Annotated in this window: 13 protein-coding genes; all 13 read left to right on the top strand. The window is 66.6% G+C overall.

Annotated features, from left to right (window positions below):
• Positions 1-6 precede the first annotated feature (6 nt).
• The 13 genes from sdhD to ACEVQ6_RS09120 all read left to right on the top strand — a co-directional run bounded on the left by sdhD (position 7) and on the right by ACEVQ6_RS09120 (position 14,655).
• Entirely contained in the window at positions 7-387 is a 381-nt protein-coding gene (gene sdhD, locus ACEVQ6_RS09180) for a succinate dehydrogenase, hydrophobic membrane anchor protein (protein ID WP_374888648.1), read from the top strand.
• A 7-nt stretch (positions 388-394) separates the two neighbouring features.
• Positions 395-2,236, top strand: coding sequence for a succinate dehydrogenase flavoprotein subunit (gene sdhA / locus ACEVQ6_RS09175; RefSeq protein WP_374888647.1), 1,842 nt, complete (start codon positions 395-397; stop codon positions 2,234-2,236).
• A gap of 13 nt (positions 2,237-2,249) precedes the next feature.
• Positions 2,250-3,029 carry a succinate dehydrogenase iron-sulfur subunit gene (locus ACEVQ6_RS09170; protein ID WP_374888646.1) on the top strand — a complete coding sequence of 260 codons (780 nt, stop codon included), beginning with the start codon at positions 2,250-2,252 and terminating at the stop codon, positions 3,027-3,029.
• A gap of 138 nt (positions 3,030-3,167) precedes the next feature.
• Complete coding sequence (locus ACEVQ6_RS09165) at positions 3,168-3,716, top strand: protease inhibitor Inh/omp19 family protein (protein ID WP_374888645.1); 549 nt, start codon at positions 3,168-3,170, stop codon at positions 3,714-3,716.
• A 129-nt stretch (positions 3,717-3,845) separates the two neighbouring features.
• A complete protein-coding gene (zapE, locus tag ACEVQ6_RS09160) occupies positions 3,846-4,994 on the top strand; it encodes a cell division protein ZapE (protein ID WP_374888644.1) in 1,149 nt (382 codons plus the stop codon).
• Positions 4,995-5,179: 185 nt separating this feature from the next.
• Positions 5,180-6,142: a malate dehydrogenase gene (gene mdh / locus ACEVQ6_RS09155; RefSeq protein ID WP_374888643.1), complete on the top strand. Its 963-nt coding sequence runs from the start codon at positions 5,180-5,182 to the stop codon at positions 6,140-6,142.
• Between the two features lie 28 nt (positions 6,143-6,170).
• The gene (gene sucC, locus ACEVQ6_RS09150) at positions 6,171-7,367 is read left to right on the top strand and encodes an ADP-forming succinate--CoA ligase subunit beta (protein ID WP_374888642.1); all 1,197 of its coding nucleotides are present in this window, start codon (positions 6,171-6,173) and stop codon (positions 7,365-7,367) included.
• Positions 7,368-7,372: 5 nt separating this feature from the next.
• A complete protein-coding gene (sucD, locus tag ACEVQ6_RS09145; RefSeq protein WP_374888641.1) occupies positions 7,373-8,275 on the top strand; it encodes a succinate--CoA ligase subunit alpha in 903 nt (300 codons plus the stop codon).
• A 296-nt stretch (positions 8,276-8,571) separates the two neighbouring features.
• Positions 8,572-11,565, top strand: coding sequence for a 2-oxoglutarate dehydrogenase E1 component (locus ACEVQ6_RS09140; RefSeq protein ID WP_374888640.1), 2,994 nt, complete (start codon positions 8,572-8,574; stop codon positions 11,563-11,565).
• A gap of 48 nt (positions 11,566-11,613) precedes the next feature.
• Complete coding sequence (odhB, locus tag ACEVQ6_RS09135) at positions 11,614-12,840, top strand: 2-oxoglutarate dehydrogenase complex dihydrolipoyllysine-residue succinyltransferase (protein ID WP_374888639.1); 1,227 nt, start codon at positions 11,614-11,616, stop codon at positions 12,838-12,840.
• 14 nt (positions 12,841-12,854) lie between these two features.
• Positions 12,855-13,265, top strand: coding sequence for an MAPEG family protein (locus ACEVQ6_RS09130; RefSeq protein WP_374888638.1), 411 nt, complete (start codon positions 12,855-12,857; stop codon positions 13,263-13,265).
• Between the two features lie 257 nt (positions 13,266-13,522).
• Positions 13,523-14,161: a LysE family translocator gene (locus ACEVQ6_RS09125; protein ID WP_374888637.1), complete on the top strand. Its 639-nt coding sequence runs from the start codon at positions 13,523-13,525 to the stop codon at positions 14,159-14,161.
• Complete coding sequence (locus tag ACEVQ6_RS09120) at positions 14,161-14,655, top strand: hypothetical protein (RefSeq protein ID WP_374888636.1); 495 nt, start codon at positions 14,161-14,163, stop codon at positions 14,653-14,655. Before ACEVQ6_RS09125 ends, ACEVQ6_RS09120 begins: the two co-directional genes overlap by 1 nt.
• The last annotated feature ends 41 nt before the right edge of the window (positions 14,656-14,696 follow it).

Below are 14,696 nucleotides of genomic sequence, written 5' to 3'. Positions count from 1 at the left end.
TGCCCGATGGACATGCGTACCCCCCTCGGCAAGGTCCGCGGCCTCGGTTCGGCGAAGGACGGCACGGAGCATTTCTGGCGCCAGCGCCTGACCGCCGTCGCCAACGTGCCGCTGCTCACCTTCTTCGTCCTCTTCGTCGCGACCTATGCCGGCGCGCCCTACGAGGAACTGGCGGCGGCGATCGCCAACCCGATCGTCGCGGTCGTGCTGTCCGCCGTCATCCTGTCGGCCGTCATCCACATGCGCCTCGGCATGCAGGTGATCATCGAGGATTACGTTCACGCGGAGATGGCGAAACTCGCCCTCCTGATGCTCAACACCTTCTTTGCGATCGCCATCGGCGGGCTCTGTCTGTTCGCCATCCTGAAGATCGCCTTCGCAGGATAGACACGCCATGGCCTTCACCTCCTCGCCCGCCATCAACGGCCGGGCCTACCAGTATGTCGACCATGCCTTCGACGTCGTCGTCGTCGGTGCCGGCGGCGCGGGCCTGCGCGCCACGCTCGGCATGGCCGAACAGGGCTTCAAGACCGCCTGCATCACCAAGGTCTTCCCGACGCGCTCGCACACGGTCGCGGCACAGGGCGGCATCGCCGCCTCGCTGCAGAACATGACGCCGGACTGCTGGCAGTGGCATCTCTACGACACCGTCAAGGGCTCCGACTGGCTCGGCGACGTCGACGCCATGCAGTACCTCGCGATGGAAGCGCCGAAGGCGGTCTACGAGCTCGAACATTACGGCGTGCCGTTTTCCCGCAACGAAGAGGGCAAGATCTACCAGCGCCCCTTCGGCGGCCACATGCAGAACTACGGCGCCGGCCCGCCGGTGCAGCGCACCTGCGCCGCCGCCGACCGCACCGGCCACGCCATCCTGCACACGCTCTACGGCCAGTCGCTGAGGAACAATGCCGAATTCTTCATCGAGTATTTCGCCCTCGACCTGATCATGGCGCCGGACGGGCGCTGCACCGGCGTCGTCGCCTGGAACCTCGACGACGGCACGATCCACCGTTTCTCGGCCAAGATGGTCGTGCTGGCGACCGGCGGCTACGGCCGCGCCTATTTCTCCGCCACCTCGGCCCATACCTGCACCGGCGACGGCGGCGGCATGATCGCCCGCGCCGGCCTGCCGCTGCAGGACATGGAATTCGTCCAGTTCCACCCGACCGGCATCTACGGCGCCGGCTGTCTGATCACCGAGGGCGCGCGCGGCGAGGGTGGCTACCTCGTCAATTCCGAGGGCGAGCGCTTCATGGAGCGCTACGCGCCCTCGGCCAAGGACCTCGCCTCGCGCGACGTCGTCTCGCGCTGCATGACGCTCGAAATCCGAGAGGGTCGCGGCGTCGGCAAGGCGAAGGACCATATCTTCCTGCATCTCGACCATCTCGACCCGGCCGTGCTGCACGAGCGTCTTCCCGGGATTTCCGAGAGCGCCAAGATCTTCGCCGGCGTCGACGTCACGCGCGAGCCGATCCCGGTCCTGCCGACCGTCCACTACAACATGGGCGGCGTGCCGACCAACTACTGGGGCGAGGTGCTGAACGCCGACAGCGACAATCCGGAGCGCATCGCGCCGGGCCTGATGGCGGTCGGCGAGGCGGGTTGCGCCTCGGTGCACGGGGCAAACCGCCTCGGCTCCAACTCGCTGATCGACCTCGTCGTCTTCGGCCGCGCCGCGGCGATCCGCGCGGCAGAGGTGATCGACCGGACGGGCGCGATTCCCGCCCTCGACACGGCCGCCTGCGACCGGATCATGGAGCGTTTCGACGGATTGCGCTTTGCCGGCGGCGCGACGCCGACCGCGGTGCTGCGCGAAAAGATGCAGCGCACCATGCAGGAGGACGCCGCCGTCTTCCGCACGCAGGAATCGCTCGAGTCGGGCTGCCGCCGCATTTCGGCGATCTGGGGCGAACTCTCCGACATCAAGGTCACCGACCGTTCGATGATCTGGAATTCCGACCTCGTCGAGACGCTGGAACTGGAAAACCTGATGGCGAACGCCATCACCACGGTCTATGGCGCCGAGGCGCGCAAGGAAAGCCGCGGCAGCCATGCGCGCGAGGACTACACATCTGGCCCCTTCGCCGGCCGCGACGACGAGAACTGGCGCAAGCACACGCTCGCCTGGGTCGATGCCAAGGGCGCGGTGAAACTCGACTACCGCCCGGTCCATACCGAACTCATCGCCGACGGCATCGATCCGCACAAGATCGAGCCCAAGGCCCGCGTCTACTAAAGGAGAAACGATCATGGTTGAACTCGCTCTCCCCAAGAATTCGCAGATGACCGAGGGCAAGGTCTGGCCGAAGCCGGCGGGTGCCGCGAAGACGCGGGAATTCCGCGTCTATCGCTGGAGCCCGGACGACGGGAAGAACCCGTCGATCGACACGTTCTATATCGATGTCGACGATTGCGGACCAATGGTGCTCGACGGGCTGCTCTACATCAAGAACAAGATCGACCCGACGCTGACGCTGCGCCGCTCCTGCAGGGAGGGCATCTGCGGCTCCTGCGCCATGAACATCGACGGCACCAACACGCTTGCCTGCACCAAGGGCATGGACGACGTCGACGGGGCGATCAAGGTCTATCCGCTGCCGCACATGCCGGTCGTGAAAGACCTCGTGCCGGATCTCACCAACTTCTATGCGCAGCACCGCTCGATCGAGCCCTGGCTCAAGACCGTGTCGCCGACGCCGGCCAAGGAGTGGAAGCAGAGCCACGAGGACCGGCTGAAGCTCGACGGCCTCTACGAGTGCATCCTGTGCGCCTGCTGTTCGACCTCCTGTCCGAGCTACTGGTGGAACGGCGACCGCTATCTCGGGCCCGCCGTGCTGCTGCAGGCCTACCGCTGGTTGATCGACTCGAGGGATGAAGCCAAGGGTGAGCGCCTTGACAACCTCGAGGATCCGTTCCGCCTCTACCGCTGCCACACGATCATGAACTGCGCGCAGGCCTGTCCGAAGGGTCTCAATCCGGCCAAGGCGATCGGCGAGATCAAGAAGATGATGGTGGAACGGCGCGTCTGACCGGCGCGACTGTTTCCCCGATATCACACGATCCTAAAGAATCAGGTTGTGGCGACACGTCAAATCTGTATTTACGGTTCGGTCGGCCTATACTAGGGCAACGACAGGTTTTCGGGACTGGACGCGGGGAGTGACGAGATGCGGGCGACACAGGCGGTTCTCGGGCTGATGCTCATCGGTGCGCTCGCGGGATGCCAGCGGACATCGATGGGTGATTTCGGCGGGCGCGAGACGGTGGCCCCGGTCCAGGCGCAGCCGGTGCCGGCGGTGCAGTCCGGCCAGCTTGCCGCGCCGACGGGCGATCCCTCGCAGTTTCCCGCACCGCCGGTGACCGCGACCGCCGATCCGGCGCTGCCCCAGGACGGAACGCAGGTCGCCGCCGCCAGTCCTGCCGCGGCCGCGGCACTCGACGTCAAGAAGGAAGCGATGGTCGGCAACTGGCGCGTCCAGGCGGCGGGAAGCTCCTGCGACATGTTCCTGACGCTGACCAATCTCGGCAGCGGTTCGCGCGGCGGCACCCGCGGCTGTGCCGGCGAACTGACCGCGATGGGCTCCTGGGAGGTCAGCGGCAAGCAGGTCGTGCTGAAGGACCGCGACGGCAACCCGATCGCGCGCCTCTACAAATCGGCCGAATCGCGCTTCGACGGCTCGACCAACAGCGGCCAGTCCGTCAGCCTCAGCCGCTGATCGCCGGCATGACCTGCCGGTGACGGCGGCGGCACCAGAGGCCCCGCGCAGCGCATCGATTTCGTGTCACGCCCGCGCGGCGGCCTTTCCGGCCAGCCGCCCACGCGCCAGACGGTGACGGACCTTCGCTTGCCCCATTCCGAAGACAGTGTTTCCCGTATTCTCGCCGCCTGCATCGCCGAAGGCGCGCTGTCGGCCGATCCGGTGCAGATGAAGCTCGCCCGCCGCCTGGACGTGCTTTGCGCGGAACTCGTCGCCGGCCGGCCGTCGCGCAAGTCGAATGCGCTCGGCTGGCTGTTCGCCTCGCGCAAGAAGGAGCAGCCGCCGGTCAAGGGGCTCTATATCCATGGCGGCGTCGGGCGCGGCAAGACCATGCTGATGGATCTGTTCTTCGAGACGGTGCCGATCGAGCGCAAGCGCCGTGCCCATTTCCATGCCTTCATGGCGGATGTTCACGAGCGGATCGCCGCCCATCGCCGCCGACTGAAGAGCGGGGAGACCCGGCAGGCCGACCCGATCCCTCCCGTCGCCGCCGCCCTTCATGCCGAGGCGCGGCTCGTCTGTTTCGACGAATTCACCGTCACCGACATTGCCGATGCGATGATCCTGTCGCGGCTTTTCGCCGAACTCTTCGCCAAGGGCTGCGTGCTGGTCGCGACATCGAACGTCGCGCCGGACGATCTTTACCGCGACGGGCTCAATCGCGGACTGTTCCTGCCCTTCATCGATCTCCTGAAGGCGCATGCCGATATCGTGCCGATCGATTCCCCGACAGACTACCGGCTCGAGAAGGAGGCGGGAGGACCGGTCTGGAGCCATCCGCTCGGACCGGCGGCCGATGCGGCGATCGAACGGGCCTGGCGGCGCGAGACGGCGGGTATCACGCCCGCCCCCTCCGACGTCCCGCGCAAGGGGCGCGCCATCCCGGTGCCGCTCGCCGCGGGCCGCGCCGCCCGCTTCTCCTTCGCCGATCTGTGCGAGGCGCCGCTTGCCGCCGCCGATTATCTTGCCATCCTCGAGCGCTACGACACGCTCTTCCTCGAACATGTCCCCCTGCTCGATCCGGACCGGCGCAACGAGACCAAGCGCTTCATCCTGCTCGTCGACACCCTCTACGATCGCGGCGCCCGGCTTTACGCGTCCGCCGCCGCCGCGCCGCAGGATCTGCTGGCGGGCCGGCGCGGCACCGAGGGGTTCGAGTTCGACCGGACCGTGTCGCGGCTGATCGAGATGCAGGGCGCGTCGTGGCATTCGCGCCCGAACAGCGCCGGAACATGACGGAACCATGTCGGAAATTCTTACGTTTACGTAAGAATTTTTATATCTAACCGTTTGAAATTGCTTCGTCCAAAAGTATTGGTTGATATTTTACCTTTTGAGGGTTAATGCCTTGCGCCCGAGGGATGGGCGTCGGCCGCGCCGGAAGTCCCGCTCGATTATGGATCGCAAGAGGGATAGACTTTATGGCGCGCAACAAGATTGCACTCATCGGCTCCGGCATGATCGGCGGAACGCTCGCCCATCTCGCCGGCCTCAAGGAACTCGGCGACATCGTCCTGTTCGACATCGCCGACGGCGTGCCCCAGGGCAAGGGCCTCGACATCGCCCAGTCCTCCCCGGTCGAGGGCTTCAACGCGAGCCTCACCGGCGCCAGCGACTATGCGGCGATCGAGGGCGCGGATGTGTGCATCGTCACCGCCGGCGTGGCGCGCAAGCCCGGCATGAGCCGCGACGACCTGCTCGGCATCAACCTGAAGGTGATGGAACAGGTCGGCGCCGGCATCAAGAAATATGCCCCCGACGCTTTCGTCATCTGCATCACCAACCCGCTCGACGCGATGGTCTGGGCGCTGCAGAAGTTCTCCGGCCTGCCGGCCAACAAGGTCGTCGGCATGGCCGGCGTGCTCGATTCGGCGCGCTTCCGCCTGTTCCTCAGCCAGGAATTCAACGTCTCGGTCCAGGACGTCACCGCCTTCGTGCTCGGCGGCCATGGCGACACGATGGTGCCGCTCGCCCGCTACTCGACGATCGCCGGCATCCCGCTGACCGACCTCGTCAAGATGGGCTGGGTCACCAAGGAGCGGCTGGAGGAGATCATCCAGCGCACCCGTGACGGCGGCGCCGAGATCGTCGGCCTGCTGAAGACCGGTTCGGCCTATTACGCGCCGGCGGCCTCCGCCATCGAGATGGCCGAATCCTACCTCAAGGACAAGAAGCGCGTGCTGCCCTGCGCCGCCTATCTCTCCGGCCAGTACGGCGTCAGCGACATGTATGTCGGCGTTCCCGTCGTCATCGGCGCCGGCGGCGTCGAGCGCATCGTCGAGATCGAGCTGAACGAGGCCGAGGACGCGGCCTTCCAGAAGTCGGTCGGCGCCGTCAAGGGCCTGTGCGAGGCCTGCATCGGCATCGCGCCGAACCTGAAGTAACCGTCCCGCCGAAGCACAGGATCATCCCATGAACATTCATGAATACCAGGCCAAGGCCCTGCTCAAGGGGTTTGGCGCGCCCGTCGCAGAGGGCGTGGCGATCTTTTCCGCCGACGAGGCGGAGGCGGCGGCGAAGTCGCTGCCCGGTCCCCTCTACGTCGTCAAGAGCCAGATCCATGCCGGCGGCCGCGGCAAGGGCAAGTTCAAGGAACTCGGCCCCGAGGCCAAGGGCGGCGTGCGCCTCGCCTTCTCGATCGACGAGGCCAAGGCCCATGCGAAGGAGATGCTTGGGCATACGCTCGTCACCAAGCAGACCGGCGAGGCCGGCAAGCAGGTGAACCGCCTCTACATCGAGGACGGCGCCGACATCGACCGCGAGCTCTATCTCTCGATCCTCGTCGACCGCTCGGTCGGCAGGGTCGCCTTCGTCGTCTCGACGGAAGGCGGCATGGACATCGAGACGGTCGCCCACGACACGCCGGAAAAGATCATCACCGTGGCGATCGATCCGGAGGCCGGCGTCACCGACGCCGATGTCGAGGCGCTTGCCGCCGCGCTGAAGCTCGAGGGTGAGGCGAAGGCGGACGCGGCGACGCTGTTCCCGATTCTCTACAAGGCCTTCGTCGAGAAGGACATGAGCCTGCTCGAGGTCAACCCGCTGATCGTGATGAAGAACGGCCGCCTGCGCGTGCTCGACGCCAAGGTCTCCTTCGACGGCAACGCGCTCTTCCGCCATCCGGACGTGCAGGCGCTGCGCGACATCACCGAGGAGGACGAGAAGGAGATCGAGGCGCACAAGTACGACCTCGCCTATGTCGCCCTCGACGGCAACATCGGCTGCATGGTCAACGGCGCCGGTCTCGCCATGGCGACGATGGACATCATCAAGCTCTACGGCGCTGAGCCGGCGAACTTCCTCGACGTCGGCGGCGGCGCCTCCAAGGAAAAGGTCACGGCTGCCTTCAAGATCATCACGGCCGATCCGGCGGTGAAGGGCATCCTCGTCAACATCTTCGGCGGCATCATGAAATGCGACATCATCGCCGAGGGCGTGATCGCGGCGGTCAAGGAGGTGGGGCTTGAGGTTCCGCTCGTCGTCCGTCTCGAGGGCACCAATGTCGAGCTCGGCAAGAAGATCATCAACGAATCGGGTCTCAACGTCATTTCCGCCGACGACCTCGATGACGCTGCGCAGAAGATCGTCGCAGCCGTGAAGGGGGCCTGAGCCTTATGTCGATCCTGATCAACAAAGACACCAAGGTCCTCGTCCAGGGCCTGACCGGCAAGACCGGCACGTTCCACACCGAGCAGGCGCTCGCCTATCACGGCACGCAGATGGTCGGCGGCATCCATCCGTCGAAGGGCGGCACGAACTGGACCGGCGCCAAGGGCGAGACCCTGCCGATCTTCGCCTCCGTCGCCGAGGGCCGCGACGCGACCGGCGCCAATGCCTCGGTGATCTACGTGCCGCCGGCCGGTGCCGCCGCCGCGATCGTCGAGGCGATCGACGCGGAGATCCCGCTGATCGTCTGCATCACCGAGGGCATCCCGGTCGAGGACATGGTCAAGGTCAAGGCGCGGCTCGCCCGGTCGTCCTCGCGCCTCATCGGGCCGAACTGCCCGGGCGTGCTGACGCCGGACGAGTGCAAGATCGGCATCATGCCGGGCAACATCTTCCGCAAGGGCTCGGTCGGCGTGCTGTCGCGCTCCGGCACGCTCACCTACGAGGCGGTGTTCCAGACCTCGAATGAGGGCCTCGGCCAGACGACGGCCGTCGGCATCGGCGGCGATCCGGTCAAGGGCACCGAGTTCATCGACGTGCTCGAGATGTTCCTCGCCGACGCGGCGACCCAGTCGATCATCATGATCGGCGAGATCGGCGGCTCGGCCGAGGAAGACGCGGCGCAGTTCCTGAAGGACGAGGCGAAGAAGGGCCGCAAGAAGCCGATGGTCGGCTTCATCGCCGGCCGCACCGCCCCTCCGGGCCGCACCATGGGCCATGCCGGCGCCGTCATTTCCGGCGGCAAGGGCGGGGCCGAGGACAAGATCGCGGCGATGGAATCGGCCGGCATCCGCGTCTCGCCGTCCCCGGCGCGCCTCGGCAAGACGCTGGTCGAGGTGCTGAAGGGCTGATCGCGGCGCCTCCGGGGGTGTCGTTCGCCCCCGCAGACGCCATATAAGGCGGGCATGGCCGTCCGGTCGCCATGCTCGCGGCACGAATCGCAGGCAGTCTTCCCCGGCCGGGCCGCAGGCTCGGGGGAAGACGGAAAAGACAGGACGGCAGGATGCAGCGTCCCGGATGCCGAAGGCGGCGCCGGGCGCTGCAGACCCGCCGTTAAGACGAGACCACAAGGGCAGGAAACGCCGTCCGGGGCACGCCCGGCACAACCACAAGGCAGGAGGCGGGCGCGGCACGCTCGCGAGAGACCATGACCAGGCAAGAGGCCAACGAGCAGTTTCAGTTGACGTCGTTCCTCGACGGCGCGAACGCTGCCTATATCGAGCAGCTCCAGGCACGTTACGAAAAGGATCCGGCATCCGTCTCGGCGGAATGGGCGGCGTTCTTCCGCGGCCTCCAGGACGTTCCGGCCGATGTGGTGAAGGCGGCCGAGGGGGCCTCGTGGAAGCGGGCCAACTGGCCGATCGCGGCGAATGGCGAACTCGTCTCGGCGCTCGACGGCAACTGGCCGGCGGCGGTCGAGAAGGCCGTCGCGAAGAAGATCGAGGCGAAGGCCGCGGCCGGCCCCGTCGCCGCCGCGGCGAGCCCCGAGGAGATCCAGCGCGCCGCCCGTGACTCCGTGCGCGCCATCATGATGATCCGCGCCTATCGCATGCGCGGCCACCTCCATGCCAAGCTCGACCCGCTCGGCATCGCCGCCCCGGTCGAGGACTATCACGAGCTTTCGCCGTCGAACTACGGCTTCACCGACGCCGATCTCGACCGCAAGATCTTCATCGACAACGTTCTCGGCCTCGAATACGCGACCGTGCGCGAGATGATCGAGCTGCTCGAGCGCACCTATTGCTCGACGCTCGGCGTCGAGTTCATGCATATCTCCAATCCGGAGATCAAGGGCTGGATACAGGAGCGGATCGAGGGCCCGGACAAGGGCGTCGATTTCACGCCCGAGGGCAAGAAGGCGATCCTGCAGAAGCTGATCGAGGCGGAAGGCTTCGAGCAGTTCATCGACGTCAAGTACAAGGGCACCAAGCGCTTCGGCCTCGACGGCGGCGAATCGCTGATCCCGGCGCTGGAACAGATCATCAAGCGCGGCGGCCAGCTCGGCCTGAAGGAAATCGTCCTCGGCATGGCCCATCGCGGGCGCCTCAACGTGCTGACCAACGTCATGGGCAAGCCGCACCGCGCCGTCTTCCACGAGTTCAAGGGCGGCTCCTACGCGCCCGACGACGTCGAAGGTTCGGGCGACGTCAAGTACCATCTCGGCGCCTCCTCCGACCGCGAGTTCGACAGCAACAAGGTGCATCTGTCGCTGACGGCGAACCCGTCCCATCTCGAGATCGTCAATCCGGTGGTGATGGGCAAGGCCCGCGCCAAGCAGGACCAGATCGCCACCGTCTACGAGGGCGACATCATCCCGCTGCGCGAGCGCGCCAAGGTCATGCCGCTGCTGCTGCACGGCGACGCCGCCTTTGCCGGCCAGGGCGTCACCTCCGAAATCCTCGGCCTCTCCGGCCTGCGCGGCCACCGCGTCGCCGGCACGGTGCATGTCATCATCAACAACCAGATCGGCTTCACCACCAATCCGGCCTTCTCGCGCTCCTCGCCCTATCCCTCGGACGTGGCGAAGATGATCGAGGCACCGATCTTCCACGTCAACGGCGACGATCCGGAGGCGGTCGTCTATGCCGCCAAGATCGCCACCGAATTCCGGATGAAGTTCCACACGCCGGTCGTCATCGACATGTTCTGCTACCGCCGCTTCGGCCACAACGAAGGCGACGAGCCCTCCTTCACCCAGCCGAAGATGTACAAGGTCATCCGCGCCCACAAGTCGGTCGCGACGATCTATGGCGAGCGGCTGGTCGCAGAAGGGCTGCTCTCGGTCGGCGAACTGGAAAAAATGAAGGGTGACTGGCGCGCGCGGCTCGAGCAGGAGTTCGAGGCCGGCCAGTCCTACAAGCCGAACAAGGCCGACTGGCTGGACGGCGCCTGGTCGGGCCTGCGCGTCGCCGACAATCAGGACGAACAGCGTCGCGGCAAGACCTCGATGCCGATGAAGTCGCTGAAGGAGATCGGCCGCAAGATCGCGACGATCCCCGACGGGTTCAAGGCGCACCGCACCATCCAGCGCTTCATGGAAAACCGCATGCAGATGGTCGAGACCGGCGAGGGCATCGACTGGGCGATGGCCGAGGCGCTCGCCTTCGGTTCGCTCTGCGTCGAGGGCCACAAGATCCGGCTTTCCGGCCAGGACTGCGAGCGCGGCACCTTCTCGCAGCGCCATTCCGTCCTCTACGACCAGGAGACCGAGGAGCGCTACATCCCGCTCGCCAACCTCTCGCCGACCCAGGCGCGCTACGAGGTCATCAACTCGATGCTCTCGGAGGAGGCCGTGCTCGGCTTCGAATACGGCTATTCGCTCGCACGGCCGAACGCGCTGACGCTCTGGGAAGCCCAGTTCGGCGATTTCGCCAATGGCGCGCAGGTCGTCTTCGACCAGTTCATCTCGTCGGGCGAGCGCAAGTGGCTGCGCATGTCCGGTCTCGTCTGCCTGCTGCCGCACGGCTATGAGGGGCAGGGGCCGGAGCATTCCTCCGCCCGCCTCGAACGCTTCCTGCAGCTCTGCGCGGAAGACAACATGCAGGTGGCGAACGTCACCACGCCGGCGAACTATTTCCATATCCTGCGCCGGCAGGTGAAGCGCGACTTCCGCAAGCCGCTGATCCTGATGACGCCGAAGTCGCTGTTGCGCCACAAGCGCGCCGTCTCGTCGCTGTCGGAAATGGCCGGCGAAAGCTCGTTCCACCGCCTGCTGTGGGACGATGCGGAAATGGTCAAGGACGGGCCGATCAAGCTGCAGAAGGATGCGAAGATCCGCCGCGTCGTGCTCTGCTCCGGCAAGGTCTATTACGACCTGCTCGAGGAGCGCGAGAAGCGCGGCATCGACGACATCTACCTGCTGCGCGTCGAGCAGCTCTATCCGTTCCCGGCCAAGGCGCTGATCAACGAGCTGTCGCGCTTCCGCCATGCCGAGATGGTCTGGTGCCAGGAGGAGCCGAAGAACATGGGCGCCTGGTCTTTCATCGACCCCTATCTCGAATGGGTGCTCGCCCATATCGACGCCAAGTACCAGCGGGTCCGCTACACCGGCCGTCCGGCCTCCGCCTCGACGGCGACCGGCCTGATGTCGAAGCATATCGCCCAGCTCAACGCCTTCCTCGAGGATGCCCTCGGCGGCTGATCCGCCGCAGGCATCGCGCTCGCCCCAGATCAACGGACCTGAAACGACATGACCACAGACATCCGCGTTCCCACCCTCGGCGAATCCGTCAGCGAAGCCACCATCGGCAAGTGGTTCAAGAAGGCCGGCGACACGGTCAAGGCCGATGAGCCGATCGTCGAGCTCGAGACCGACAAGGTGACGATCGAAGTTCCCTCGCCCGCCTCGGGCGTGCTCTCCGAGATCGTCGCCAATGCCGGCGATACGGTCGGCCTCGGCGCTCTGCTCGGCCAGATCGCCGAGGGCGGCGCCGGTGCGGCGGCCGCTCCGGCCGAAGCGCCGGCAAAGGCTGCGGAGCCGGCTCCGGCCGCCGCTCCCGCTCCCGCCGCCTCCTCCATGCCGCCGGCGCCGGCCGCCGCCAAGCTGATGGCGGAGAACAACGTCGCCGCCGGCGACGTCGACGGCTCCGGCAAGCGTGGCCAGGTGCTGAAGGGCGACGTGCTCGCCGCCGTCACCCGCAGTGCCGCCGCGCCGGCGCAGGCCGTCGCCGAGCCCGCCAAGGTCCAGGCGCGCGCGCCCTCGACCACGGAGGATTCGGGTCGCGAGGAGCGGGTGAAGATGACCCGCCTGCGCCAGACGATCGCCAAGCGCCTGAAGGACGCGCAGAACACCGCCGCGATGCTCACGACCTACAACGAGGTCGACATGTCGGCGGTGATGGACCTGCGCGGCCGCTACAAGGATATCTTCGAGAAGAAGCACGGCGTGAAGCTCGGCTTCATGGGCTTCTTCACCAAGGCCGTTACCCATGCGCTGAAGGAACTGCCGGCGGTCAACGCCGAGATCGACGGCACCGACATCATCTACAAGAACTATTGTCACATCGGCGTCGCCGTCGGCACCGACAAGGGCCTCGTCGTGCCGATCGTGCGCGATGCCGACCAGATGTCGATCGCCGCGATCGAGAAGGAGATCGGCCGCCTCGGCAAGGCCGCGCGCGACGGCCAGCTCTCGATGGCCGACATGCAGGGCGGCACCTTCACCATCTCGAACGGCGGCGTCTACGGCTCGCTGATGTCCTCGCCGATCCTCAACGCGCCGCAGTCCGGCATTCTCGGCATGCACAAGATCCAGGAGCGCCCGGTCGTCGTCGGCGGCCAGATCGTCATCCGTCCGATGATGTACCTCGCGCTCTCCTACGACCACCGCATCGTCGACGGCAAGGAAGCGGTCACCTTCCTCGTCCGGGTCAAGGAGAGCCTCGAGGATCCGGAACGCCTCGTTCTCGACCTCTAAGCGGAGCGCATCACATGGACGCCGCCATTCGCGTATCGCCCTTCCTGCCGCTCGTCGGCTGGAGCGTCGTGCTCCTGATGGCGCATGTCATGCTGCAGGGCATGCTGGCGACGCGCGAGCTGGGCTCGGCCTGGAACGCCGGCCCGCGCGACGGGGACAAGGCGCCGAGCGGCGCGCTCGCAGGGCGCGCGGCCCGCGCCTCGGCGAATTTCCGCGAGACCTATCCGGCCTTTGTCGGGCTGGCGCTCGCGCTCGCCATTGCCGGCGAGCCCGGCGGATGGGCGCTTGCCGGAGCCTGGCTCTGGTTTGCCGCGCGGATCGTCTACGTGCCGCTCTATCTCGCCGGCATTCCCTATATCCGTTCGCTGGTCTGGCTCGCCTCGCTGGCGGGGCTGTTGGCGATGTTTCTGGCGCTTCTGTTCTAGAGGACGTTCGGTGGACGCCAGCTCACCGAAGGTCTCTGTCCTTTTGTGTCTGCCGCATCGTCCGACGCCGAAGCGATCCCGCTTCGGCTGGACATGCTCCAGAGCGTTCGCGGCCGGTAAGGCCAGACTAAAAAGGGGACATGCCCGGTGATCGCGTCTTCGCCGGACATGTCCCGGAGCCTGCCGGCGGATGCCGGTTTCGCCCGAGAGTGTTCGCCGTTCGCCCGGCGCATCCCGCGGGCCGGGGAGGGATCTCGATGCATGCCTATCTGATCGAACTCGCATCGCTGATGGCGATCTTCTCCTTCGCCATCGTCGCGCCGGGTGCCGATTTCGCCATGGTGCTGCGCCAATCGATCGTCAACGGCCGGCGCGCGGCGATCGTGACGTCGATCGGCGTCGGCTCGGCGCTGATGCTGCACGTCACCTACACGATCCTCGGCCTCGGGCTGATCATCTCGCAGTCGATCTACCTCTTCAACATCGTCAAGTGGTGCGGCGTCGCCTATCTCGTCTATCTCGGCATCGCCTCGATCAGGGCCGGCAGGGCGGACCTGTCGGTGGACGACGCGCCCGACGGCGTCCACACCGGGCAATCGGCGGCGAAAGCCTTCGGGCTCGGTTTTGCCGCCAATGCGCTGAACCCGAAGGCCGTGTTCTTCTTCCTGTCGATCTTTTCCACCGTGGTCTCGGCCGGGACGCCGATCGCGGTCAAGTTCGGCTATGGCCTGGTGATGGCGCTGTCGCTGATCCTCTGGTTCGTCGGCGTCAGCCTGTTCATGACCACGCCGCGGATGCGCGCCGTCTTCTCCCGCGCCAGCCGCTGGATCAACCGCGTAAGCGGGATGGTGTTCATCCTGCTCGGCCTCAAGCTCGCGGCGCAGAGGGCCGGCTGATGCGGATCGTGCTTGCCGTCGCGTTGGCGTGTTTTGCCGGACCGGCTGTCGCCGCCGGTCCCGGCGGCTGCCCGCAGGCGCGCGCGCTCTATGCCGATGCGGCCGGCCGCTACGGAATCGCCTTCCGGCCGGTCGGGTCGGCGTCAGCCGTCACCAGCCATCTCTTCCGCCTCGGTGATTCCGCCGGCACGGTGGTGCTGGATGGCCATGTCATCGCGGGCGGGATGCCGGAGCGCCCCGAGGGCGCCCTGCTTTTCGATTGTCCCGAAGGCGATGCGACCGGGGCGGAGCTCGACGCGTGCCGCGTCTGGGAGGGCGTGGTCTATGCCGTCGGCAGCGACGGCGCGGTCGGTTTTCTCGGAACGGGCGAAGCGGCGGCGCAGGTGCTGCTGCCGGATCTCTCCCGCGCGCTGATGGCGTCGCATGTTTTTGCGCCGGGCAGGGCGACGGCCGAGCCCGGCGACGTGTTCATATTGAAGGGCTGTGCCGCGTGAACCGCGCGGCGGCCTTTCGTTTTTGCCGCATTGTCCGACGC

It is taken from the genome of Ensifer soli (genome assembly GCF_041928815.1).
Classification (GTDB): Bacteria; Pseudomonadota; Alphaproteobacteria; order Rhizobiales; family Rhizobiaceae; genus JBHFEI01.
Note: the sequence above shows the minus strand (reverse complement) of the source record. Positions and strands in the feature narration are given on the sequence as shown.

What these genes read in the sequence shown, in the direction of transcription:
- ACEVQ6_RS09165 (WP_374888645.1), top strand. Translation starts at nt 3,168, where the DNA reads ATGCGGGCGACACAGGCGGTTCTCGGGCTGATGCTCATCGGTGCGCTC.
- ACEVQ6_RS09170 (WP_374888646.1), top strand. Translation starts at nt 2,250, where the DNA reads ATGGTTGAACTCGCTCTCCCCAAGAATTCGCAGATGACCGAGGGCAAG.
- sucC (WP_374888642.1), top strand. Translation starts at nt 6,171, where the DNA reads ATGAACATTCATGAATACCAGGCCAAGGCCCTGCTCAAGGGGTTTGGC.
- ACEVQ6_RS09140 (WP_374888640.1), top strand. Translation starts at nt 8,572, where the DNA reads ATGACCAGGCAAGAGGCCAACGAGCAGTTTCAGTTGACGTCGTTCCTC.
- ACEVQ6_RS09125 (WP_374888637.1), top strand. Translation starts at nt 13,523, where the DNA reads ATGCATGCCTATCTGATCGAACTCGCATCGCTGATGGCGATCTTCTCC.
- sdhA (WP_374888647.1), top strand. Translation starts at nt 395, where the DNA reads ATGGCCTTCACCTCCTCGCCCGCCATCAACGGCCGGGCCTACCAGTAT.
- sucD (WP_374888641.1), top strand. Translation starts at nt 7,373, where the DNA reads ATGTCGATCCTGATCAACAAAGACACCAAGGTCCTCGTCCAGGGCCTG.
- odhB (WP_374888639.1), top strand. Translation starts at nt 11,614, where the DNA reads ATGACCACAGACATCCGCGTTCCCACCCTCGGCGAATCCGTCAGCGAA.
- sdhD (WP_374888648.1), top strand. Translation starts at nt 7, where the DNA reads ATGGACATGCGTACCCCCCTCGGCAAGGTCCGCGGCCTCGGTTCGGCG.
- mdh (WP_374888643.1), top strand. Translation starts at nt 5,180, where the DNA reads ATGGCGCGCAACAAGATTGCACTCATCGGCTCCGGCATGATCGGCGGA.
- ACEVQ6_RS09120 (WP_374888636.1), top strand. Translation starts at nt 14,161, where the DNA reads ATGCGGATCGTGCTTGCCGTCGCGTTGGCGTGTTTTGCCGGACCGGCT.
- ACEVQ6_RS09130 (WP_374888638.1), top strand. Translation starts at nt 12,855, where the DNA reads ATGGACGCCGCCATTCGCGTATCGCCCTTCCTGCCGCTCGTCGGCTGG.